Consider the following 20222-nt stretch of genomic DNA (forward strand, 5'->3'; position numbering starts at 1 on the left):
TGCGCGTGTAGACCGCGCAGCGGAGCTTCTTGACCGTGGCGGGCATCGTCTGGTCGGGCAGCTTCCTGCGGCTCATGCCTCGGCCCTCCCCTTCAGGCCGAAGAAGGTCCAGCCGTTCCAGCGCGTGCCGGTGATATGCCGCGCAATAGCGGACAGCGACCGGTAGGGCCGGCCCTCGTACTCGAAGTCGTGGGCCCGGACTTTGACCACGTGCTGCACCCCGTCGTACTCGCGGATCAAGCGGGTGCCGGGAAGCGGCCGGCTGTCAGCCCGGATGCGGCGGAGCACCACGTTGCCGCCGTCCAGCTGCTCGCCGAGTGCTCTCCAGCCTGGCCCGGGTCTCGGGCTTCAGGTTGCCATAGGCCAGCTCCTGGATACGGTAGGCCAACCGGCTCTGGATGTAGGCCTTGTTGAAGGGAGGCGGCTCCTTGCCGAAAAGCTGGCGCCACTGCTGCTTCAGGTCAGCCATCGGGGTGGTCTGGAGTGCAGCCAGCCGCGGCAGCACCTGCGCGGGCGGGATGGCGGGGATGACCGGCGTGGTCGGCACAGGTTCGGTCACAGTTCGGCGTTGGGTCATGCGGGGGCCCTCTCCTTGGGGTCTGCATGCACGCTCTGGTCGGCGCTGAAGTGTAGCGAACTCTCTCCGTCAACCCCGGCCATAGCTACGTCGCGGGCGAGATCCTCGGCAGTGCGGCAACGAAGCCGCAGCAGGCCGGCTGCCAGGATGGTGCAGACCCCGCGGAGGTGAGGAGGGAGGTGCACCAAGGCTGTCACTGCCCCATCAGCCACGGGCCCGTCCCTCCGCCGCGCGATCGTACAGAAGCGAAGCCCGTGCTGACTCCCGCGAAGCTCCTGGTATCCTGACGCGCATGGGAATCGACCGATGAGCCAGGATCCAGTGCGCTGCGACATGCGCGCAGCTTTGTTGACGTGGTGTTTCGAGGAGCGGATCGAGGACATCTACAACATTGAGATCTATTTCATGTCGCAGGAGCTGGCGACGTTCGGGTATCCCAACCTCGGTGGGGCCTCGAACCGCAGTGCACCCGCCCCAATGGCGGAGCACTCCCTCGAAAGCCTCCGGACAAGTCTCGACCACGCCTGGCAGGGCATCCTGCTCGATTTTCGGAAGCGCCTGCAGCGCCAGGAAATGCATCTTGTTGGTGTCCAGACCGCGCCGGAACGCCAACTGCAGGAGAGCCCGATCCCGGGACAATGGGCCGCAGATTTCGGCTTCGATGTCCTGGCCAACACGATCGACTTGGGCCCTATCGGTACGTAAATGTCGCTGTCTTGCCTGGACCCCTCCGCCACCGGAGCCGGAAGCCTCGGCCGCTGCGACCCTGCGTGAGTTGCGACCGGAAGGTGTCGCGGCGCTCGATGATGAGACGGTGCTTGCCCTGCTGGAGACTCACGCAGAACGGGTGATCAGGAGCCCTGATGCCAAGCTGATCGCGCCTGGCAAGATCTCGCTCATGCCACTTGTCAGAGGAAAGATGCGGCATCGTGCGGAGGTCGAAGAACTGCTGCCGACTTTGAAGGAGGAGTCGGCTGCTTTGGAATGATGGATCAGTTCGAAGGTTCAGCTGCATCAGGTGCCCACCGCCGCGACGATCTGCAAAATTCTCGGCCCGGAGTACAAGCAACTGAAAGCGCGATCCAAGCCGGCGATCTAACCATTCAATCCTCAGATCTCCGCCTTGGATCGCGCTTTCCTTAGTCGGTTCACTGACAGCGTGAAGTGCTGTCATGGAGCCCGATCATGGTTCAAATCCGGTGACCCGCCGGTTTCAGTCGCAAGCTCAGGGCTGCGAACCCCACCATCTTCGGCAAGTCGACCTTGCCCGTCGCTGGGGCATCAGCCCGCGGACATTGGAGAGGTGGCGGTGGCTGAAACGCGGGCCGCGATATCTCGCGCATTGGCGGACATGTCCGGTACCGCTTGGAAGACATCGAAGCTTTGAGGCCGCGCACTTGCGCGGCGACGACCGATGAGGGACAGGGCAGCGGCGGCGGCGATGAGCGATCCTGATCGCAATCCCGCCTTCCAGCGGCGCTGGAGCGAGCCCAGCCCCGCTTACGCGTTGACGAAGACCGTAGAGCGCCCGGAGGACAATGGGCTCGGGCAACTCGGCCTCGCGCTCCTCAAGGCTTGGCGGCGGCAGCAGGCCAGCAACCGGGGGCGCCCCGATGAACGCGGTGACCGAGAATGCGGCGGCGCTGGCCAAAATCGGCGTCCGGACCTACTGCTGCACCATGGGCTATTACAACCAGGCCGGTTCCTGGATTGACGTCCGCACCTTTACCTGGCCCGAGCTCGCAACCCTGCTGACCCAGCATGCGGTGGGCTCCAAGGAGGGCACGTGCATCGTCCCTGCGCTCTTCACCGGCGATCGTAGGCATAATGCTGATGCACGGCAGATCGACGTCGTGTTCCTCGATAGCGATGCTGGCACTACCCTGCAGGAGATCGCGGACGCCATCACAGGGCGTGGCTGGGCTGCGGCGATCAGCTCTACCTATTCGCATCTCACAACCATTGCCCGAGCTAGGCGCGATGCCTGGACGCGGTACCGTGACGCCGCTGGCGATCAGGCAACCGCCGCGGACTTCCTCGTCGCGGAGAAGGGGTACCTTCCGCGCGTCGCGGCCGGGGCCCGGATACACTCCGAAGACGCTCAGTACGTCACCTTCGCTCATCAACCATGCCCCAAGTTCCGCATAGCCTTGCCACTGCTGCAGCCATGGAGGGCGGGGAACTACGACAGCCAGGAACAGGCAAATGCCGCCTGGGATGAGCGGATCGAGGCGCTGGCGGCGGCATTGCGGCTCAGCCACGACCCAGCCTGCACCGACACCGCGCGACTGTTCTACCTGCCTCGCCGCCCGGCCAACGGCCCCTTGCCCGAGACCGCGATGCTCGAGGGCGGTCCCCGCGACATCTTCGCCCTGCCGGGCGCGCCTGACAGTCGCGCTGCTCGGACCAAATCTGGTCGACTTGGGGGCAAGGCGGGCACGACGCCGGGAAGCTTCGTCGATCCGGAGACAGGGGAGATTGTCGATCTCCAGACCTGGGCAGCCAAAGCGGCCAATCAGTTTGAGATCGTCAGGGCGTTGCGGGCACGGCGGCCGGACATCTTCGTCGGCAAGGTGAGCGACGGGATCAAGCAGCACATTCGCTGTGCCAACGAAGACGCCCATACGAACGCCGGTGCCGATGCTGCCACCATAGTCATCGATGCCAGCCAGAGCACCAACCGAGGCTTTGTCTATCACTGTCGGCACGCCCACTGCGATGGCACCGACCGGTTGGTGTTCCTGCGGCGGATGCTGGAGCGGGGTGGCTAAAGGTCGCCGACCTGACTGACCCCCAGTTCCTGGTGGGCGATCTGCCTGCCCCGATCCGCTTTGTTGCCGGCAATCTGCCACAGGTAGTCGACCAGGCCGAACATGCAGTTCTCCGGGTCAGAGCTGATATCTACCAGCGTGGTCCGTTCCTGGTGCGGCCAGGCCGCGTCATGGTGACCGTGGCCGATGATCGAAACATCATGGCGCAGAGCATCCTCCAGATGGAGGAGCATGCTTTGGTCGACGTGATGACCCAGGCTGCGAGGTGGGAACGCTTCGACGGGCGGTCGAAGAAGTGGATCGCTATTGATGCGCCCATGAAAGTGGCTGCAACCTACCGACAGCGCGTCGGGCATTGGCTGCTGCCGGTGCTAGCGGGACTGATCAACGCTCCGACCCTGCGGGCAGACGGCAGCGTACTTGCTGCCGAAGGCTATGACCGGGCCACGGGTCTCCTCCTGAACATGGACGGGGCTGAGTTTCCGACGATCCCTGATCAGCCGAGCGAGGACGATGCGGCAGCCGCGCTGCGCGTGCTCGAAGAGCTGATAGCGACATTCCCTTTGTCGATGGGTCCAGCCGGTCGGTGATGTTGTCCGGCATCCTCACCGCCAGCATCCGGCGATCTCTGCCCACGGCGCCGATGCACGCGTTCAGCGCACCGACGGCGGGGTCGGGTAAATCCATGTTGGTCGACCTGATCAGCCTGATCGCAAGCGGCCGGGAGGTCGGGGTCATCTCGCAAGGCAAGACTGAAGAGGAGCTCGAGAAGCGCCTCGGCGCCCTGCTACTGGCCGGTGACCAGGTGATTGGCATCGACAACTGCGAGGCGCCGCTCGGGGGTGAATTCCTCTGCAGCATGCTGACCCAGCAACTCGTGCGTGCACGCATCCTCGGAGCATCGAAGGCACCGGAGCTCCCGACCAACGCTTTCGTCACGGCCACGGGCAACAATCTCGTCCTGGTCGGTGACCTGACGCGGCGAGCCGTCCTGTCGCGGCTTGATCCCAAGCAGGAACGTCCAGAACTGCTGCAGTTCAAGACGAAGCCAATTGACTTGGTGAAGACAGACCGAGGGCGATATCTCGTGGCCGCCCTGACGATCCTGCGTGCCTATCACATGGCCGGCCGCCCCCGGCAGGCGGATCCACTCGGTTCATTCGAGGATTGGAGCAACTGGGTTCGCGGCGCTTTGCTCTGGCTTGGTTGCGCAGACCCGGTCGATACGATCGAGGGAAGCCGTGACATGGACCCGAAGCTCGATGCGCTGACTGCTGTAGTCACGCAGTGGAATGTCGCCATCGGCGAAGACAGCGTGACGGCGCGCGACGTGATCACTCGAGCCACAGAGCAGCGCATCATGATCGGTCAGGGCTCGCACGGTTTTTCAAGGGCCGAGTACGTCCATCCCGACTTCCGCGAGGCTTTGCTCGCCGTGGCTGGCGAGGGCGGGACTATCAACAGCAAGCGCCTCGGTAAGTGGCTGTCGGGCAATCAAGACCGCATTTTACAGGACCTTCGCCTCGTTCGGGGCGGGTACAGCGCGGGCATCATGCGGTGGAGGCTTGAGCGGGTCAGTACGACGAAGGAGGAGGAGGCACCATAGCGTGGTGGGTTTGGTGGATTTGGTGGGTTCAATCCCACTACCCCATGCGAAGTGTCAGTTTGATAGGATAATGACAGTTTCATAGAGGTAAGGCGGCGAAACCCCACAAACCCGCCAAACCCACCAGATGAACGAGGGACATCGTGTCGGGAACCGTGACGCATTCCCGAGCTACAAGCGCCTGTCACAAACGCAAGCTGTCGTCGTCGTAGGACATCGTCGCCGGGCGAAAGGATGTCGCGTTGCAGCGATGAAGCCCGCTCCGGTATTCTCGCGCCAGCGCCGCGCTGCTCTCAGCGTCGCTGGGAGCCTCGCCATGGTCGGCACGCCGAACCTTCCCGCCTACCACCTGGCCCGCGTCGCCGACCTTGTCCCCTATGCCCGCAATGCTCGCACCCATTCGACAGCCCAAGTCGCGCAGATCGCCGCCTCGATCCGTGAGTTCGGCTTCACCAACCCGATCCTGGTCGACGGCGAGCACGGCGTTATCGCCGGCCAAGGTCGCTTGCCGGCGGCGCGGCAGCTCGATCTGAAGGAGGTGCCAGCTATTGAGCTCAGCTATCTTTCGCCGGCGCAGCGCCGGGCTTATTTGCTGGCCGACAACCGCCTCGCACTCTCGGCCGGCTGGGACGACGACCTGCTGCGGATCGAACTCGGCGACCTACAGGCCGAGGGCTTTGACCTAGCGCTGACCGGCTTCGATCCGGGCGAGATCGCTGGCTTCTTGCTCGATTCCGGGGCCGGCCTGACCGACCCGGACGCCGTGCCGGAAGTCCCGGTTAATCCGGTCAGCCGCCCTGGCGACCTCTGGCGCCTGGGCCGGCACTCCCTGCTCTGCGGCGACAGCACTGACGCCGCGGCAGTCACGACCGTGCTGGCAGGGGTCCAGCCGCACCTGATGGTCACCGACCCGTCCTACGGCGTCGAGTACGACCCGGCCTGGCGCAACCGCGCCGGGCTGAGCAGCACCCCGCGGGTCGGCAAGGTCGAGAACGACGACCGGGCGGACTGGCGGGCGGCTTGGGCGCTGTTCCCGGGCGACGTCGCCTACGTCTGGCACGGCGCTCTGCACGCGACCACGGTAGCCGAAAGCCTGACCGCCTCGGGTTTCGAGATCCGCGCCCAGATCGTTTGGGCCAAAGACCGCCTGGTCATGGGCCGTGGGCATTATCATTGGCAGCACGAACCCGCCTGGTACGCGGTTCGAGGTACCGGCCATTGGGCTGGCGACCGCAAGCAGACCACGCTCTGGCAGATCGCCAGCAAGGGCCAGGATGCCGAGACCACCCACGGCACCCAGAAGCCGGTGGAGTGCATGGCCCGGCCAATGCGCAACAACTCGAGCCCGGGTCAGGCGGTTTACGAGCCATTCTGCGGCTCCGGCACCACGCTAATCGCCGCCGAGTTGGAGGGCCGCTGCTGCCACGCTATCGAGCTGACGCCGGCCTATGTCGACGTCGCCCTGACCCGCTGGCAGGCCTTCACGGGCCAGCCGGCGGTCCTGGACGGGGACGGGCGCAGCTTCGCCGAGGTGGCGCTGGAGCGGGCGCCGGAGGCCGTTCATGCCGGTACCCTTTAAGCCAACCGAAGAGCAGCGCCGGACGGTGCGCGCCATGTCGGGCTTCGGCATACCCCAGGCCGACATCGCCACCCTGATCGAGATCGACGACAAGACGCTCCGCAAGCACTTCCGCCGCGAGCTCGACCGCGGCTCGATCGAGGCGACGGCCAAGGTGGCGCAGACCCTGTTCCAGATGGCCACCTCCGGCGAGAACACCGCCGCGGCGATCTTCTGGATGAAGGCCCGGGCCGGCTGGCGCGAAAAGCACGAGGTGGTGCTCTCGGCCAGGGCGGCAGTAGAGATGACCGATGACGAGCTGATGGAGGAAATCGGCCGGGCCAGCGCGGCTCGGCTGACCATCGATGGCGAATGATGCCGCCTGGGAGCTTGGCCAGCGCCGGGCCATGCGGCGCGACTTCGGGCTGTGGTGCGACCACGCGCTCGCTCCGCAGGGGCTGGCCCCCGCCGCCCACCACCGGCTGCTGATCCGTGAGCTGCAGGCCGTGGCCGATGGCGTGCATGACCGCCTCATGGTGTTTATGCCGCCCGGCTCGGCCAAGTCGACCTACACCTCCGACCTGTTCCCCGCCTGGTTCCTCGCCCAGGGGCGCGACCGCCGGGTGATCGCCACCAGCAACACCGCCGATCTGGCCGGCACCTTCTCCCGCCGGGTACGAGGCCGGATCCGCTCCCATGGCCTGGTGCTCGGCTACCGGCTGGAGCGAGAGGCCGAGGACCTCTGGACTACGAGCAACGGCGGGGAGTACCGCGCCGCCGGCATCGGCGGCGTCATCACCGGCCTGCGGGCCGACCTGGCGCTGATCGACGACCCGGTGAAATCGAGGGAGGAGGCGGACAGCGAGGCGCGACGGCACCGGGTCTGGGAGTGGTTCCAGGATGACCTGCGCACCCGCCTGCGGCCCGGGGCGGCCATCGTCGTGGTCCAGACCCGCTGGCACGAGGACGACCTGTCCGGCCGACTGCTCGAGGCGCAGGGCGGCCAATGGCGGGTGGTGTCCCTGCCGGCCGAGGCTGAGGCCGAGGATCCGCTGGGCCGCGACCCGGGCGAGATGCTGTGGGGCGATGACAGCTACGGCTACGCCGCCTCGCTGGCCCGGGTGAAGGCCGAGGCCAGCACCCGCAGCTGGTCGGCGCTCTATCAGCAGCGCCCGGTGCCGGACACCGGCGACTACTTCCAGCGGCAGTGGCTGCGCGAGGCCGACAGCCTGCCGGACCGGGCGACGCTGCAGGTCTACGGCGGCTCGGACTACGCCGTCACCGCCGCCGGCGGCGACTACACCGTCCATGTGGTGGTCGGCATGGACCCGGAGGGCCGGCTCTGGCTGCTCGACCTCTGGCGCGGCCAGACCGCCGCCGATGCCTGGGTTGAGGCCTTCTGCGATCTCGTGCGCGAGTGGCGGCCGATCGGCTGGGCGGAGGAAACCGGGCAGATCCGCGCCGGCATCGGCCCTTCCTTGAGCGCCGCATGCGCGAGCGTCAGGCCTACGTGGCGCGGCACACCTTTCCGACGCGGGGCGACAAGTCGGTGCGGGCGCAGTCGATCCGCGGTCGCCTAGCGCTCGACGGGCTGCACCTGCTGCGGCACGCGCCGTGGCGGAAGGCCTTCGAGGCCGAGCTGCTGACCTTCCCGGCGGGCAAGCACGACGACCAGGTCGATGCCCTCGGGCTGCTCGGGCAGCTGCTGGACAAGATGATCAAGGGGACCGCGCGCAAACCCGAGGCCAAGGCGCCGAAGGACAGCTGGGCGCGGTTGTTCGATCAGGAGGACCTCGGCGTCGCCGACTGGCGCATCGCCTGACCACAGGGCTGTTCGCCACGGACCAACGACCGTTGGTCGGTGGTGAACCTCGTCCGCCATGCCGGACTACCGAGTAGTGCCATCACACGTCGGCGGTATGTTGGGCACGCTGATACCTCGGGCACGTGAAAGATCGACCAACTGATTTTCGCTGCTGAGTGAGATTACCTGTCGGAAGAGGCTTGCCTCATTCTGGCAGAAGTCGCGTCCCTGGCGCTTGGCATCCGCCGATTGATCGTTCGCCAGTTCAGTTACCCAAATATCCAAACGTCGCTGTGCCTCGCTTGTACCATAGATCCGCTGAAAAATCTCAAAGATACGAGATTGTGCCGCTCGGAGAGAGCCTTGAAACTGGCGAACAAAGGCGTTGTACTCGTCTCCTCGAGGACAGGTTGTTGCCCATACCATCATCCTCGTTTTGAGAGCCTCGATCTCGAACGCTGCCCTTTCGTTCTCAGTCAGGCACCTACGGGCGACCTCTTCTCGGCTGGGTGCAACTGAACCTGGAGCACTTTGTCTGTTGGGCGCCGGGCGGCTTGGCTTTGGCGCCGGGACAGGAGGCGCAGCCGATTGGAATGGATCCGGTTGCGCTTGGCCGAGACTAGGGAAAGCAAAGGGTGCTGCAGAGCCCAGGAAAGCTGCAACCCATATGACTTGCGGCGTCATCATGCTTTTCATCACCGCGGTACTTTCTGCAGCGCTGCGCGTGCGCCCGCATTGTGGGGGGCGGCTATCGAAAGCCAATAGCGCGCCCGCTCCCGATTAGCTGCAACGCCGATGCCTTGCGCGTACATCATGCCGAGATTGTAGGCGGCTGCTGCCTCTCCCTTAGCCGCCGCGACGCGCCAGACGAGCGCGGCGGCAGAGGGATTGACCTCGACACCTTGCCCGCGTGCCAGCAGCAGCCTAAGCTGCGTGAAATGCTCTCGGCTCACCGTCCTGCGCCGCCAAGCCATACCAGTAGGCCGCCTCTGCGAAGTTGGAAGCGCCGGTTTGGGGGCGCTCTACCGTCCAACCCTTAGCAAACCGGGCCGCTCCTCCGGTCACCGATGCCATGCTCGTCCCGAGCGGAGACAGCGGGGGCCTGCCGAGTAGTTGGTTTAGGAAATCCTTTTGTTCGCCCAACTGCGTCAAGGCATCCAAGTCGAGCGCTCCGGTTTCCGCCGCCCCAAGAGATGCCTGCCAGCGTCGAATCGCTAGGCGCATTGCCGTGTCGAAGCGCTGTCCATCGGGTTCACCTTGCCAGTAGCCAAGCGCTTTAAGGCTCATCCTCGCGGCCAGGCGCGATTCCGCTGTCCACTCATCATCGGCGCGGGACGTTGGTGCGGTTAGGGTGGCCACGGGCATGTTGGGGTTGGAAAGTACCGCTAACCGGCTTCGCGCCAAGGGGACGTAGGAACCGCTAGGATACGCTTGCAAATAGGCCTCGAAGTCACCTCGCGTTCCGCCCGCCACCGCTGACTGCCAAAAGACCGTTTCCCGATCCACGGAAGCAGGAACAGGCTGGGTTTGCTGCGGCAGTGCGGCCAGGACCACGTCGGCGTTGAGCCTGTCGACGATCTCCGGCTCCTGTCGGCCTCCTGTCGCCTGCCGCACGTCGGCGCGCACCCGCCGCAGCACCTGCACCACGTCGAGCCCCGGCGTGCGCAGATGTTGGGCCAGTGCCGTGGCATAGGGGCTGTTGCGCCCGGTACCGTCGTCCGCCACCGCCCCGGCCGAGGTGGCATAGGAGACCAGCGTGCCTAGCGGCAGTCGGTCCTGGGCGATCGGCAGCAGGCCGCTGCGCGCCTGCGCCCCGCGGGTGCCCTGGCCAGCCAGCCGCACCACCGCCGGGTTGTTGCGGCAGGCATCGAGCAGGATCACCACCGCGCCCTGGCTACGCCCTGCCGTCTCGGCCAGCAGCTCGCTCAGGGCCAGCGCCTGGCGCGGCACGTCGCGCGCGTCCTCGAGCCGGGCGTCGATGGGCAGCAGATAACTCCTGCGGCGGCTCGCCCGGGGTGGGGCGAGTTGCAGCCCGTGGCCGCTGAAGTAGACCACCGCCAACTCGGCGCCGCGCGCCCGATCGCCGAAGGCGCGCACCGCCTGCAGCAGACCGGCCAGGTCGAGGTCCAGCAGCGGCTCGACCCGGCCGCCCTCAAAGCCTAGCCGGCTAAGCTCGGCGGCCACCGCCCGCGCGTCCGCGCCCGGGTTGGCCAGCGCCGGCATGAGCCGGTAGGCCGCGTTGCCTACCACGAGTGCCACCCGGCCCTGCGCCGAAGCGGACCCTGACCAGCAGGCCAGCAGCAGGGTGGTAAGCGCGAGGAGGAGAGGGAGCGGGGGCCTTGCGGCCGCATCTCGCGCCACCCTGCGCGGACCTCGCCTGCCGGCGCCCGAGGGTTGTTCCGCCGCCCCCTAACGGCCCCACCGGGATAAAGACTTCGCGGAACATGCCCGCCTTCAAAGTTGTTTTACAGGACTTTGTGTTCTGCTGATTGAAAGCTGCAAATGGCAGCCTCGTGAGTGCGTGTTCGCCGTGACCCGGCAAGGTTGGCTGAGCCGACTTCTCGGGCGAGGCCTACCTCAACGCCATCGAGGTGCGCTGGATCTCTGCCGGCTTGCAGCTCAGTTTTGGCCGCTAGAGGGCATGTACCGGCTCTCACCGGCCGGGTCGGCGGGCCTGCTACGTGAAGCCAGCGGCGGGGCCGACGATCCATCCCTGCGGCCGGAGAACGCGTAGGGCGGCGGGGGACAACGCGGGTCTGCGGTTTGCGAATCGAACAAAACTAGAACATGCTGACCCGCATGAGCGAGCCTGGCCCGGTTAGTCCCGAAGTCCTCCGCCGCATGCGGGAGGTGATCACCACCGCCATCGCCACCCGGTCCATGACCGTGCTGGAGGTCGCTGCCGAGGCGCGTGGCCTGGGACGCGGTCTGCAACCGGCACTGCCGGCCGGGGCCGTGACAAGGGCCGTCACCGGGCTGCTGCGGGAGCTGGGGTGCTACCAAACGCCGCACGCGGCGGAGGATGCTGCCGGAGCCGCCCTGAGCCCGGTGGACCCGGCCGAGGTGGCGGACTCGCTGGCTTATGCGATGCGCGCCGACGAGTGCGGCAAGGCGCGACGCACCGGTGTCGAGTATGCCTCCCAACTAGCTGCCGCCCAGCTCGTGCGGCAGCTGACGGCAAGCGGTTACGTCGTGATGCGTCGTCGCTCAGCCCCGGCAAGCCGATAGCGGTGGCTTAGGCCCTGTTTTCAAAGCCACATCCGGACGGCTGTAAGTTGGACAAATGCGAGGTAGCAGGCGGCAAGTTTGTCATAGCGGGTCGCCACACGCCGGTATTCCTTCAGCCTCCCGACCAAGCGCTCGACCACGTTCCTTTCGCGGTAGAGGTTCCAGTCCATGAGCCTCGGCCGCTTCTCGGTCCGGAGCTGCGGGATAGCCGCGGCGATGCCACGCCGGCGGAGGAGGTCCCGTGCGGGCTGCCCGGTATAGCCGCGGTCCCCGACCAGCGTCTTCGGCCGGAGCCGGGGCGGCCGCGGCCACCCCGCCGGACGGCACCGGCCGCGAGCAGGTCCGGTAGCGCCATTCGCTCATTCCGCTCGCCTGGTGTCAGGACAAAGGCCATCGGCCGGCCGCGTCGATCACAGCGCAAATGCAGCTTACTGCCGAAGCCCCCGCGCGAGCGCCCAAGCGCCTGCGCGTGCTGGCCGCCTTTTCCACCGGCCGCATGCCGGTGGGCGCGGATATTGGTCCCGTCCACCATATGGACCTCCCAATCAATGCCGCCCCGCGCGTCGGCCATCTGCCGTAGTGCGGAGAGGATGTGCTCCCACAGCCCGCACCTGGTCCAGCGGTAGAACCGGGTAGCAATGCTTCGCCATGGGCCGAAACGTTCAGGCAGATCGCGCCAAGGTGCCCCGGTCCTAGCCAACCATAGCAGCGCGTCGAGACCGAGCCTGTGGTCCTTGTGTGGTCGGCCCGTGCGAGGGCTTTCCGGCAGCAGGGCTCGGAGCCGCGTCCACTCCGCGTCGCTCAACCCGCGCCTACCGATCGCGCCGGGCACCGTCATAGCGATGGCCGCCATGGCTCTTTACCTCCCGTTGCTTCGCCCAACGGTGAGGACATAGGTGGTTTGCGCAACGGCCCGGGCGGTGGTCCTATGACGGCGGCGCGTCGGCGGCAAAGTGCGACGCCCGGCTGAGGAGGGAAGCATGCGACAGCAATCCCGGCGCGCGCTCCTGCGCCGTGTCACCTTGGCCGCGCTTGTTGCCACTGGCACGGCGCTAGCCGGGCCGGCCTATGCGGCCGAGGACGCCTTCCCCGCACACGAGATCCGCTTTCTCAACGGCTTCGCTCCTGGAGGTACCTCCGACCTGGTCGGGCGCATCCTGGCCGACCAGCTCTCACGGCAACTCGGGCAGCGGGTAGTTGTGGACAATCGCACAGGCGGGGGTGGGGCGGTGGCAGCACAGGAGTTGGTGCGGTCTGCTCCGGACGGCCACACCCTCCTGCTCGGCTCCACCGGCATTCTGGCCATCGCGCCGCAAATGCAGGCCCTATCCTACGATGTGGACCGTGACATGGTGCCGATCGCCAATGTCGCCTCGGCCTACAACATCCTAATCACTGGCCCACGCAGCGAGGTCCGAACTTGGCAGGACTTGGCTAGGTTTGGCCAAGACCCTTCCCGCCGCCTGACATGCGCGACGGTCGGCGCCGGCTCCAGCCAGCAACTTGCTTGCGTTCTCTTTGCCTCGCTGACCGGCGTGCGGATCGAACAGGTGCCCTATCGTGGCGGTGCGCCGGCTATCCTCGATATCGCTTCCGGCCAAGTGGACGTGATGTTCGGCAACATGCCGGAGTTCCTGGGGCAGATCCGCGATGGTGGCCTACGTCCGGTTGGCTACGGCACGGCCGAGCCCTCGCCACTGCTGCCCGATGTGCCTGTCATCTCCCGCACCGGCCTACCGGGCTTCGTGGTCCCGGGCAGCTGGTTCGGCGTGGTAGGCCCGCGGCGGATGCCGCAGGCGCTTGTGGCGCGGTGGAACGCCGAAATCACCCAAGCACTGGCAGACCCAGCGGTGCAGCGCCGCTTGGCCGAGAACGGTTTGCGGCGCTTAGGCGGTTCGTCGGAGGAGTTCGAGCGGCAGATCGCCACCGACCGAGCCAGTTGGGGAGAAATCATTAGGCGGCACAACATTACGCCGGATTGAGTCCTGAGCCGAGAGTGAGTCGACGAACGGCTCGCCGCATGAACGCTCGGCCCTTTGAAAACAAGCCCTAGCGGAGTGGCGGCCCTCGTGGCGGGCATGGACCCGGCGTTCACCTTCACTGTCGACCACTTGGCCAGGGACCAGGCGTTGCGGCTGCCCTGCGCTTGCCGTGTCCGGATCTTCCGGCGCCGGACGCTGATCTCGCTGGCCGGGCGCGATGCTCGGCTGCACTTGATTGGGCTCTGCCGCGAAGCTGTGGTGTTCGGAGTGTGGTGAACCGCCGTTCGTCGGCTGGGTGGTCCAGGAGCAGACCGAAAGAGTCCGAGGTCGACGCAAAGCAGACGTCCGGCTCGTTTGCCGGTAGAACGGCCCGCATGATGGGACACGCAAACATCCAGGTGCAACGCGCCGACCATGTCGGCTTTGCGGTTGCGTCTCTCAATGAGAGCCTTCGGTTCTGGGTTGATGGGCTCGGCGCGCGGCTCGTGCGGACGGGTGAGATGGGGGGCGAGTTCCTCGGCCAAGTGACGGGGGCACATGGGACACGGGTGCGCTTGGCGATAGTGTCGTTAGCGGATCAGACGATCGAACTCTTGTAATATCAAAGCCTGGATCGGCCGAGCGCGCCGGCCAAGCCGTTCGACCCGGGCTTCGCGCATCTCGCTCTCGTGGTCGATGATATCGACGTGCTCCTCGCGCGGATCGCTGCCTACGGCTGGAAGGCACAGGGCACACCTCAGCCAATTGCGAGCGGCGCGCGGGCCGGAACGCGGGTGATCTACGCCGTTGGTCCTGACGGCGCGACGATCGAGTTCATGCAGCCGCCTCTGGTGGCGGCGACCACTGATCCAACCAGTTGAGGGGCTGCTTTCCACCCTTCTCGACAGTCCGACCCAAGCGGTTAGGCTGCCGCCCGTGCCAGCACCCGCGCCACCGTCGTGTGGGTCCATGCCGTCCCGCCCCTCGGCATCAGCACCCCACGCTCGGTCAGTGCCCGCGCGATTGCCGCCTGGCCAGTGACGCCCTCCGCCCGCACCGCGTTCTATAGAGCGAGGTGGGCGCTGATCCCGCTGGCCGGACGCGATGCCCGACTGCACCTGATCGGGCTATGCCGGGAGCTTGTGGTGCGCGGATTGCGGCGAGCCGCCCTTTATTGGGTGGGTCGTGCAGGCGAAGGTCGAACGAGCCTGAGGTCGACCCCTGGCGGCGGCTCGGGATTGCAGGAGTGAACTGCGAAACCCCTCCATGGTTGACCTTCGGCCCATTCTGACGTGGCCTGGAGCCGAGGTGGAACGACGATGTTTGAGCAATGCCGCTGGCTGAACGAGCCTGCCGAGTGGAAGATGGGGGCGGACCACGTTACCGCCGTGACGGACCGTGCGACGGATTTCTGGCGCGAGACGCACTACGGCTTCACTCAAGACAGCGGCCATTTCTTCGGACGCCAGGTGGAAGGCCCGTTCACCGCGACGCCTTCGGGTCCGAGCGCGCTATGAAAGCCTCTACGACCAGGCCGGCCTCATGGTGCGGGTCGACAACGAGACTTGGATCAAGGCCGGAATCGAGTTGTCGGACGGTGAGGCGCTGCTGGGCAGCGTGCTGACCCTTGGGCGTTCCGACTGGGCCACGGGACCCTTCCGCGGTGACCCGTCGGATGTCTGGATCAGGGTCACCGTCGACCGCGGCGTGTTGCGCCTGCAGGCTTCCAGTGACGGCTTACGCTGGCCGCTGGTGCGACTCTGCCCCTTCCCAGCCGCTGAACGGTACATCGTGGGGCCGATGTGCTGCACGCCGGAGCGAGCGGGCCTGAAGGTCCTGTTCAGTGACTATGCCCTGACCTCGCCGACAGGGAAGACACTGCACGACCTGACCTGATCAGGGCTGTGGTTAAGGGGAGCTCTGAACAGCAAAGTTCGACCCCAAGCAGACTTAGACCCTGCGCACGCCAAGGTGCTGCGAGAACCGAAGCAGGTAGCCGTCCGGGTCTTGTACGACGATCTCGCGCGCGCCTACGCACTCGTCGCCCCGGCGGTACCAAGCGTCCTCCATCGGCCGGAACAGCGGCCACCCCTCGGTCTCAAGGCGGGCCGCCACCGCCGCCACGTCGGGCACGGCAATCTGGAAGTTCAGGCCCCGCCCAAAGGGGTGTTCCAGCGGCCCCGTCATCCACGTGCCGCCGCGCTCGACCATGAGGTGGGCGGCGCCGAGCGCGAGATAGGCGAATGGGCGTTCGGGCCGCTCGTACAGGACCGAGAAGCCGAGCACCTCCACGTAGAAGTGCAGGGCACGCGCGAAGTCCGATACCTCGATCTCGGGCACCAGGGCGACCGCCTCGGGCGGCACGGAGGGCGACTGCATCGCCCGAGTTTAGGTCGGGTCGGCGAGAGTCCGCACTCCGCCCTTCTTGACGGCCTGATCCAAGTGATCAGGCTGCCGCCCTCGCCAGCACCCGCGCCACTGTCGTGTGGGTCCATGCCGTCCCGCCCCTTGGCGCCGGCACCCCACGCTCGGTCAGCGCCCGCGCGATCGCCGCCTGGCCAACGACACCCTCGGCGCGCAGCCGCTCTACTTCCAGAGCCAGCCGGTGCGCCGCCCGCTCCGCCGACACCCGCCGCGCCTGGGCCGCTGCAGCGGCGCTGGGGCCCGCCGCCGGCCGGTAGCCCCGGTCGCCGCCCAGCAGCGCCCCACGAGCCTTGGCGGCCCGCAGTGCGGCCCTCGTCCGCTCACTGATCAGCTCTGCGCTCCTTCTGCGCCATGGCGGCGTAGATCCGCATCATCAGATCGTCGGCGCCTGGCATATCGGCCGCTCGGATCGCGTAGCCTTCCTCCAGCAGCCCCGAGAGGGTGTGGGCGCGCCGGGTGATCCGATCGAGACGGGCGGCGACCAGCACCGCGCCGAGCTGCCGGCAGCGGGCCAGCGCCGCCTGGAAGCCCGGCCGGCGGTCATCCTTGCCGCTGGCCACGTCCTGGTACTCGGCGACCAGCGTCCAGCCCTGCGCCGTGATATAGGCCTGGACGCTGGCCTGCTGCGCCTCCTGCCCGAGGCCGCTGTGGCCTTGCTCAGCAGTGGAGACCCGCAGGTACCCGACCGCCAGCCGGGCGGCGCCGTGGGCCAGCGTAGGCCGCATCAGCCCGCCTCGGCGATGCGGTACACCGTGTAGCTGCCTTTGGCGCCCTCCTTGCCGGGCCCGACCTGGCGGACCCGCTCGGCGGCCTCGACCGACAGGCCCTGGCGCTTCTTCAGCCCGGCGAAGAGGCCCCGGACCGTGTGGGCCTGCCAGCCGGTCGCGGCCATGATCTGGGCCACCGTCGCGCCCTCCGGGCGGCGCAGCAGGGCGAGCACCTGCTGCTGCTTGGTGCCTTCGCGCGGCTTGCGCGGGCCGGCGGAGCGGGGTGCCGGGGCAGGCTTGACCAGGATGGCGCGAAGGGTGGCGATGGCGTCTTGCAGGCCGATGCGTCCGCCGACCTCGTCGTCCCAGGCGGCGAGCGCGCGACGGGCGGCGTCGCGCAGGTTGGGGCGGGCGGAGGAGCGCCGCGGCGGGCTGCTGGGCGGCCTCGGCGTCGGTGGGCGCCACCAGGGCTTCCGCAGCCGCGGGCGGCGCCAGCGGCGCGCTACTGGGCTCCTGTGCCGCGTAGGGGGAGCGTGCCGAGCGCCGTCTGTTCGACGCCGTCCTTGGCCTCGTCCGCCGTCACGGTGTCGGCAAGCGCGGCAGCGATTGCCGCCATCCCCGCCTCGGTTATGCGCACCGCGGGCCGTGTGCCGTCCTGCTGATTCCAGCGCAGGCCGGCGAACTCGTCGAGACGCCTCGCACTCCTCGACGTAGCCCTGCTTGAGCAGGTTGCTCAGCACCGCCCGGGCGGCGGCGGTCGGCAGCTTGTCGGGCGGCGCAGCCCGCCGCAGCGGGTGTTGCGCGGCCTCGGCGAGGATGCGGCGGGCGGTGTCGGAGAGGGCCATGGTGGGGCTCCTGGGTGCGGCACCCGACCAGCCGGGTGCTACTGCCCGGAGCCCCGCCGGGCGCACCCGGTCGGGGCCGTGCGGCAGGCGGGGCCGCGTCAGGCGGCGGCGGCCTCTGCGGCGATGCCGGCGTCGAGCACGAAGCCGCTGAGGTAGGGCCGGCCGGCCGGGAGGCCGGTCTCGCGGGCGGTGCGGCGGTTGATGCGCCAGCCCATCCGGCGCGCCGTCGTCGCCGCGATCGCCTCGGTTATCCCGGCGCCGGCATGCATCGCGTCCTGCACACCGTCCGCGAAGTGCCGCCCGTGCCGGCCGTCGAGGAAGGCGCGCACTGCCTCGGCCTCGGCGCCGGTGGCCTGCTGGATGGCCGCGAAGGCGACTGGCCAGGCGGCCTCGGCCTGCTCGCCCATGGTGCCCCAGAAGCCCCAGGCGGTGTTCTCGGTCGGCAGGGTGGGGCTGGTCATCGGGGCGGTCTCCGTCTGGCGTGACCGACCATTCGCTCTGCTGACAGCGGAAGTGAAGCGGAATAGCAGCTTCAGCGAACCAACCGAGAGAGGAGCCCGCTGCCACATGCGGCAGCTTTCCGCTGTTCAACAGCCCCCTCCGCATAGTCGAGCGGCTGTAGGGGACAGGGGACGACACCATGAGCGACGACGAAGTCGCGACGAAGCTTCGCCGTGCACGAGGCGGTCTGCCCCTCACAATGGGAGCAGGGCGTTCGACTGCCGCCTTGGTAAGCTCACCCCGTGCTTTGATCTTATGAGATGCGGACGGGCCCCTTGTCCTGTCCCGGCCTTGGCTCCCACCCGACGAACTTCCTGCTCAACGGGTGGAAATCCCTCGCTCGCCCAGGCTTCACCTGGCTCCGGGATGCGTCACGACGCGCTGCCTCTGTTCACCGAGACCCGTGATGCCAAGCCGCACCGTGTCTTCGATGCCCAACCACACCGGCTCTGGCTTGATGCCCATGCCAACGCCGGGCGGCGTGCCGGTGGCGATGATGTCACCAGGCAGCAGTGCTCATGTACCGGCTGACGTAGGCAATAATGGTCTTCACGTCGAAAATCATCGTCCGCGTGTTACCGTTCTGCATCCGGCGGCCATTTACCTCCAGCCACATGTCCAGCGCCTGGGGATCAGCCACCTCATCGGCCGTGACCAGCCAGGGGCCGACGGGGCCGAAGGTGTCGCAGCCCTTGCCCTTGTCCCACTGCGAGGACTGCATCTGGTAGGCTCGTTCGGAAACGTCGTTGACCACGCAGTATCCGGCGACGTGGGAGAGGGCCTCATCCTCGCTCACGTACTGCGCCCGGGTTCCGATGACGACACCGAGTTCAACCTCCCAGTCGAGCTTCGTCGCGCCGATCGGCATCACCGTGTCGTCATCCGGCCCGCAGAGTGCCGACATGGCCTTCAGGAAGACGATGGGTTCGCTCGGCACGGCAAGCCCCGCCTCGGCAGCATGGTCCGAATAGTTCAGCCCGATGCAGATGAATTTCGACATCCCGATATAGGGTACGCCCATCCGTGGGCTGCCTTCGACACGCAGCAGGGACGGCGCATCAAGCCTGGCGAGCGCCGCCAGGCCCTCCGGCGCCAATACTGCCGGGTCGATGTCGCGCAGATGGCCGGACAGATCGCGGAGGACGCCGTCCTTGTCCACAAGACCCGGCTTCTCGGCGCCGGGGGCGCCGTAGCGGCAAAGCTTCATGGTGATTCCTTGTTGGTGGTCCGAGACTGGACAGCCCTTCTCAGAGGCCTGACCGGCTCCTGCCCCGCACGGCGGGATTGACGACGTTGACGGGCCATTCGCCGCGCAAGACCCGCGCGACCTCTGATGGCGCGCCAGCCTGCAGCCCGACCAGCGCTTCCTCGCTGTACCAAGCGACATGTGGCGTCAGGATGACATTGTCCCGCCCCCGCAGCGGGTGCACCTCCGGCAGGGGCTCCGGGTCGGTGGTATCCAGCGCGCACCCAGCCAATCGGCCGGAGTCGAGCGCCCGGACCAGGGCGGCGGTATCTACAATCGGTCCGCGAGCGACGTTCACCAGGACGGTGCCAGGCTTTATCGCCGCGAAGGCTGCATCATCGAACATGCCCCGCGTGCCAGCGGTCAGCGGCGGGTGCAGTGAGATGATGTCGGCATCTCGCAGCAGGTCACCGAACTCCACCCTCTCCGCCTTCAGGTCGGCCTCGACATTGCCGACGAACGGGTCGGCGTAGAGGATCCGCATGCCGAAGGCCGCCATGCGCCGCGAGACCTGCCTGGCGATGTTGCCGAAGCCGACCAGGCCGAGTGTCTTGCCCGCCAGCCGGAACATCGGCTTGCCCGGCGGCACCGCCCACTCCCCGCTGCGGACCCGGCGGTCATAGAAGCTGACCTTGCGCGCGGCCGCGAGGATCAGCGCGCAGGCGTGCTCGGCGACCTCCTGCACGCAGTAGGTCGGGTTGTTGGTGACGATGATACCCGCCTGCGTCGCCGCTTCGAGGTCGATCGTATCAACGCCAATCCCGTAGCGGGCGATGATCTTGCAGCGCGGCATGGCGGCCATCACCTCCGCGGTGATAGGCCCCGCATAGGTGTTGAGCAGGGCGTCGCAATCGGCTGCTTCGGGCAGGAAATCGGCCGGTGCGGCAGCCTTGAAGGGCACCAGCGAAGCCAGCCCGGCCAGCGTTTGGTGCTCCACATCCAGCGACTCCCAGACGTAGTCGCTGAGGACAACCTTCGCGATCTGCGGCATCGC

At 67.3% G+C, this 20222-nt stretch carries 27 protein-coding genes and 1 pseudogene; 14 read left to right on the forward strand and 14 right to left on the reverse strand.

Going from position 1 to position 20222, the window contains the following annotated elements; genetic code table 11:
* Positions 1–72 precede the first annotated feature (72 nt).
* Both ACQ86J_RS20420 and ACQ86J_RS20425 read right to left on the reverse strand, forming a co-directional pair.
* Positions 73–288 (reverse strand): DUF2924 domain-containing protein, encoded by a 216-nt coding sequence (locus ACQ86J_RS20420; protein WP_431266964.1) that lies wholly within the window; start codon positions 286–288, stop codon positions 73–75.
* A complete protein-coding gene (locus ACQ86J_RS20425; RefSeq protein WP_431266965.1) occupies positions 266–577 on the reverse strand; it encodes a DUF2924 domain-containing protein in 312 nt (103 codons plus the stop codon). The genes ACQ86J_RS20420 and ACQ86J_RS20425 overlap by 23 nt, the downstream gene beginning before the upstream one ends.
* Positions 578–883: 306 nt before the next feature.
* Between ACQ86J_RS20425 and ACQ86J_RS20430 the strand changes: the two genes are divergently transcribed.
* The 3 genes from ACQ86J_RS20430 (at position 884) to ACQ86J_RS20440 (ending at position 3348) form a co-directional block, all read left to right on the forward strand.
* Positions 884–1282 carry a hypothetical protein gene (locus ACQ86J_RS20430; RefSeq protein ID WP_431266966.1) on the forward strand — a complete coding sequence of 133 codons (399 nt, stop codon included), beginning with the start codon at positions 884–886 and terminating at the stop codon, positions 1280–1282.
* A gap of 109 nt (positions 1283–1391) precedes the next feature.
* Complete coding sequence (locus ACQ86J_RS20435; RefSeq protein ID WP_431266967.1) at positions 1392–1565, forward strand: hypothetical protein; 174 nt, start codon at positions 1392–1394, stop codon at positions 1563–1565.
* Positions 1566–2190: 625 nt separating this feature from the next.
* Positions 2191–3348, forward strand: coding sequence for a hypothetical protein (locus ACQ86J_RS20440; RefSeq protein ID WP_431266968.1), 1158 nt, complete (start codon positions 2191–2193; stop codon positions 3346–3348).
* Here ACQ86J_RS20440 and ACQ86J_RS20445 read toward each other — a convergent pair.
* The gene (locus ACQ86J_RS20445) at positions 3345–3581 is read right to left on the reverse strand and encodes a hypothetical protein (protein WP_431266969.1); all 237 of its coding nucleotides are present in this window, start codon (positions 3579–3581) and stop codon (positions 3345–3347) included. The two genes, ACQ86J_RS20440 and ACQ86J_RS20445, sit on opposite strands and share 4 nt — an antisense overlap.
* 3 nt (positions 3582–3584) lie before the next feature.
* Here ACQ86J_RS20445 and ACQ86J_RS20450 point away from each other — a divergent pair, with 3 nt between their 5' ends.
* The 6 genes from ACQ86J_RS20450 (at position 3585) to ACQ86J_RS20475 (ending at position 8334) form a co-directional block, all read left to right on the forward strand.
* Positions 3585–3938: a hypothetical protein gene (locus ACQ86J_RS20450; RefSeq protein WP_431266970.1), complete on the forward strand. Its 354-nt coding sequence runs from the start codon at positions 3585–3587 to the stop codon at positions 3936–3938.
* Positions 3938–4954, forward strand: coding sequence for a hypothetical protein (locus tag ACQ86J_RS20455; RefSeq protein ID WP_431266971.1), 1017 nt, complete (start codon positions 3938–3940; stop codon positions 4952–4954). The genes ACQ86J_RS20450 and ACQ86J_RS20455 overlap by 1 nt, the downstream gene beginning before the upstream one ends.
* A gap of 316 nt (positions 4955–5270) precedes the next feature.
* Positions 5271–6533 (forward strand): site-specific DNA-methyltransferase, encoded by a 1263-nt coding sequence (locus ACQ86J_RS20460; RefSeq protein WP_431266972.1) that lies wholly within the window; start codon positions 5271–5273, stop codon positions 6531–6533.
* Positions 6517–6888 (forward strand): hypothetical protein, encoded by a 372-nt coding sequence (locus ACQ86J_RS20465; RefSeq protein WP_431266973.1) that lies wholly within the window; start codon positions 6517–6519, stop codon positions 6886–6888. Before ACQ86J_RS20460 ends, ACQ86J_RS20465 begins: the two co-directional genes overlap by 17 nt.
* Positions 6878–8092 carry a terminase large subunit domain-containing protein gene (locus ACQ86J_RS20470; protein WP_431266974.1) on the forward strand — a complete coding sequence of 405 codons (1215 nt, stop codon included), beginning with the start codon at positions 6878–6880 and terminating at the stop codon, positions 8090–8092. The genes ACQ86J_RS20465 and ACQ86J_RS20470 overlap by 11 nt, the downstream gene beginning before the upstream one ends.
* Positions 8062–8334 carry a hypothetical protein gene (locus tag ACQ86J_RS20475; RefSeq protein ID WP_431266975.1) on the forward strand — a complete coding sequence of 91 codons (273 nt, stop codon included), beginning with the start codon at positions 8062–8064 and terminating at the stop codon, positions 8332–8334. The genes ACQ86J_RS20470 and ACQ86J_RS20475 overlap by 31 nt, the downstream gene beginning before the upstream one ends.
* A gap of 677 nt (positions 8335–9011) precedes the next feature.
* Here ACQ86J_RS20475 and ACQ86J_RS20480 read toward each other — a convergent pair.
* Together ACQ86J_RS20480 and ACQ86J_RS20485 are read right to left on the reverse strand one after the other, a co-directional pair.
* Positions 9012–9290: a hypothetical protein gene (locus ACQ86J_RS20480; protein WP_431266976.1), complete on the reverse strand. Its 279-nt coding sequence runs from the start codon at positions 9288–9290 to the stop codon at positions 9012–9014.
* Positions 9241–10539 (reverse strand): caspase family protein, encoded by a 1299-nt coding sequence (locus ACQ86J_RS20485; RefSeq protein ID WP_431266977.1) that lies wholly within the window; start codon positions 10537–10539, stop codon positions 9241–9243. The genes ACQ86J_RS20480 and ACQ86J_RS20485 overlap by 50 nt, the downstream gene beginning before the upstream one ends.
* A 618-nt stretch (positions 10540–11157) precedes the next feature.
* Between ACQ86J_RS20485 and ACQ86J_RS20490 the strand changes: the two genes are divergently transcribed.
* Positions 11158–11544 (forward strand): hypothetical protein, encoded by a 387-nt coding sequence (locus tag ACQ86J_RS20490; protein ID WP_431266978.1) that lies wholly within the window; start codon positions 11158–11160, stop codon positions 11542–11544.
* A 20-nt stretch (positions 11545–11564) separates the two neighbouring features.
* On the opposite strand, the gene ACQ86J_RS20495 is transcribed toward ACQ86J_RS20490, so the two are convergent.
* Positions 11565–12364, reverse strand: a protein-coding gene (locus ACQ86J_RS20495; protein WP_431272477.1) for an IS5 family transposase whose coding sequence is annotated in 2 segments (ribosomal slippage) — positions 11565–11845 and positions 11845–12364 — 801 coding nt in all. Because the reading frame shifts where the segments join, the coding sequence is not laid out codon by codon here.
* A gap of 160 nt (positions 12365–12524) precedes the next feature.
* Here ACQ86J_RS20495 and ACQ86J_RS20500 point away from each other — a divergent pair.
* Positions 12525–13526: a Bug family tripartite tricarboxylate transporter substrate binding protein gene (locus ACQ86J_RS20500; protein WP_431266979.1), complete on the forward strand. Its 1002-nt coding sequence runs from the start codon at positions 12525–12527 to the stop codon at positions 13524–13526.
* A 668-nt stretch (positions 13527–14194) separates the two neighbouring features.
* A complete protein-coding gene (locus tag ACQ86J_RS20505) occupies positions 14195–14386 on the forward strand; it encodes a VOC family protein (protein ID WP_431266980.1) in 192 nt (63 codons plus the stop codon).
* A 41-nt stretch (positions 14387–14427) separates the two neighbouring features.
* Here the strand turns inward: ACQ86J_RS20505 and ACQ86J_RS20510 are convergent, their stop codons facing one another.
* Positions 14428–14562 (reverse strand): recombinase family protein, encoded by a 135-nt coding sequence (locus ACQ86J_RS20510; protein WP_431266981.1) that lies wholly within the window; start codon positions 14560–14562, stop codon positions 14428–14430.
* Between the two features lie 262 nt (positions 14563–14824).
* Between ACQ86J_RS20510 and ACQ86J_RS20515 the strand changes: the two genes are divergently transcribed.
* Both ACQ86J_RS20515 and ACQ86J_RS20520 read left to right on the forward strand, forming a co-directional pair.
* Positions 14825–15022 carry a DUF1349 domain-containing protein gene (locus ACQ86J_RS20515; protein WP_431266982.1) on the forward strand — a complete coding sequence of 66 codons (198 nt, stop codon included), beginning with the start codon at positions 14825–14827 and terminating at the stop codon, positions 15020–15022.
* Positions 15023–15047: 25 nt separating this feature from the next.
* Positions 15048–15401, forward strand: a complete 354-nt coding sequence (locus ACQ86J_RS20520; protein WP_431266983.1) for a DUF1349 domain-containing protein — start codon at positions 15048–15050, stop codon at positions 15399–15401.
* A gap of 54 nt (positions 15402–15455) precedes the next feature.
* On the opposite strand, the gene ACQ86J_RS20525 is transcribed toward ACQ86J_RS20520, so the two are convergent.
* The 7 genes and pseudogenes from ACQ86J_RS20525 to ACQ86J_RS20555 all read right to left on the reverse strand — a co-directional run bounded on the left by ACQ86J_RS20525 (position 15456) and on the right by ACQ86J_RS20555 (position 20219).
* A complete protein-coding gene (locus ACQ86J_RS20525; protein WP_431266984.1) occupies positions 15456–15884 on the reverse strand; it encodes a bleomycin resistance protein in 429 nt (142 codons plus the stop codon).
* 67 nt (positions 15885–15951) lie between these two features.
* The gene (locus tag ACQ86J_RS20530) at positions 15952–16134 is read right to left on the reverse strand and encodes a recombinase family protein (protein ID WP_431266985.1); all 183 of its coding nucleotides are present in this window, start codon (positions 16132–16134) and stop codon (positions 15952–15954) included.
* A 115-nt stretch (positions 16135–16249) separates the two neighbouring features.
* Positions 16250–16654, reverse strand: a complete 405-nt coding sequence (locus ACQ86J_RS20535; RefSeq protein ID WP_431266986.1) for a recombinase family protein — start codon at positions 16652–16654, stop codon at positions 16250–16252.
* A complete protein-coding gene (locus ACQ86J_RS20540) occupies positions 16654–17481 on the reverse strand; it encodes a DUF3489 domain-containing protein (protein ID WP_431266987.1) in 828 nt (275 codons plus the stop codon). The genes ACQ86J_RS20535 and ACQ86J_RS20540 overlap by 1 nt, the downstream gene beginning before the upstream one ends.
* Positions 17482–17579: 98 nt before the next feature.
* The gene (locus ACQ86J_RS20545) at positions 17580–17942 is read right to left on the reverse strand and encodes a hypothetical protein (RefSeq protein WP_431266988.1); all 363 of its coding nucleotides are present in this window, start codon (positions 17940–17942) and stop codon (positions 17580–17582) included.
* A gap of 391 nt (positions 17943–18333) precedes the next feature.
* Positions 18334–19189, reverse strand: a pseudogene (locus ACQ86J_RS20550) (fumarylacetoacetate hydrolase family protein).
* A gap of 40 nt (positions 19190–19229) precedes the next feature.
* Positions 19230–20219: a C-terminal binding protein gene (locus ACQ86J_RS20555; protein WP_431266989.1), complete on the reverse strand. Its 990-nt coding sequence runs from the start codon at positions 20217–20219 to the stop codon at positions 19230–19232.
* Positions 20220–20222 lie beyond the last annotated feature (3 nt).

The sequence above is a fragment of the Dankookia sp. P2 genome (assembly GCF_050632255.1).
Lineage (GTDB): Bacteria > Pseudomonadota > Alphaproteobacteria > Acetobacterales > Acetobacteraceae > Paracraurococcus.

Excerpts from the sequence above, each read along its gene's own strand:
- ACQ86J_RS20485 (WP_431266977.1), bottom strand. The coding sequence starts at position 10,539 with ATGCCGGCGCTGGCCAACCCGGGCGCGGACGCGCGGGCGGTGGCCGCC.
- ACQ86J_RS20500 (WP_431266979.1), top strand. The coding sequence starts at position 12,525 with ATGCGACAGCAATCCCGGCGCGCGCTCCTGCGCCGTGTCACCTTGGCC.
- ACQ86J_RS20460 (WP_431266972.1), top strand. The coding sequence starts at position 5,271 with ATGGTCGGCACGCCGAACCTTCCCGCCTACCACCTGGCCCGCGTCGCC.
- ACQ86J_RS20490 (WP_431266978.1), top strand. The coding sequence starts at position 11,158 with ATGCGGGAGGTGATCACCACCGCCATCGCCACCCGGTCCATGACCGTG.
- ACQ86J_RS20465 (WP_431266973.1), top strand. The coding sequence starts at position 6,517 with ATGCCGGTACCCTTTAAGCCAACCGAAGAGCAGCGCCGGACGGTGCGC.
- ACQ86J_RS20520 (WP_431266983.1), top strand. The coding sequence starts at position 15,048 with ATGGTGCGGGTCGACAACGAGACTTGGATCAAGGCCGGAATCGAGTTG.
- ACQ86J_RS20455 (WP_431266971.1), top strand. The coding sequence starts at position 3,938 with ATGTTGTCCGGCATCCTCACCGCCAGCATCCGGCGATCTCTGCCCACG.
- ACQ86J_RS20480 (WP_431266976.1), bottom strand. The coding sequence starts at position 9,290 with ATGGCTTGGCGGCGCAGGACGGTGAGCCGAGAGCATTTCACGCAGCTT.
- ACQ86J_RS20445 (WP_431266969.1), bottom strand. The coding sequence starts at position 3,581 with ATGCTCCTCCATCTGGAGGATGCTCTGCGCCATGATGTTTCGATCATC.
- ACQ86J_RS20425 (WP_431266965.1), bottom strand. The coding sequence starts at position 577 with ATGACCCAACGCCGAACTGTGACCGAACCTGTGCCGACCACGCCGGTC.
- ACQ86J_RS20535 (WP_431266986.1), bottom strand. The coding sequence starts at position 16,654 with ATGCGGCCTACGCTGGCCCACGGCGCCGCCCGGCTGGCGGTCGGGTAC.
- ACQ86J_RS20540 (WP_431266987.1), bottom strand. The coding sequence starts at position 17,481 with ATGGCCCTCTCCGACACCGCCCGCCGCATCCTCGCCGAGGCCGCGCAA.
- ACQ86J_RS20525 (WP_431266984.1), bottom strand. The coding sequence starts at position 15,884 with ATGCAGTCGCCCTCCGTGCCGCCCGAGGCGGTCGCCCTGGTGCCCGAG.
- ACQ86J_RS20430 (WP_431266966.1), top strand. The coding sequence starts at position 884 with ATGAGCCAGGATCCAGTGCGCTGCGACATGCGCGCAGCTTTGTTGACG.
- ACQ86J_RS20545 (WP_431266988.1), bottom strand. The coding sequence starts at position 17,942 with ATGACCAGCCCCACCCTGCCGACCGAGAACACCGCCTGGGGCTTCTGG.
- ACQ86J_RS20515 (WP_431266982.1), top strand. The coding sequence starts at position 14,825 with ATGTTTGAGCAATGCCGCTGGCTGAACGAGCCTGCCGAGTGGAAGATG.
- ACQ86J_RS20440 (WP_431266968.1), top strand. The coding sequence starts at position 2,191 with ATGAACGCGGTGACCGAGAATGCGGCGGCGCTGGCCAAAATCGGCGTC.
- ACQ86J_RS20555 (WP_431266989.1), bottom strand. The coding sequence starts at position 20,219 with ATGCCGCAGATCGCGAAGGTTGTCCTCAGCGACTACGTCTGGGAGTCG.
- ACQ86J_RS20470 (WP_431266974.1), top strand. The coding sequence starts at position 6,878 with ATGGCGAATGATGCCGCCTGGGAGCTTGGCCAGCGCCGGGCCATGCGG.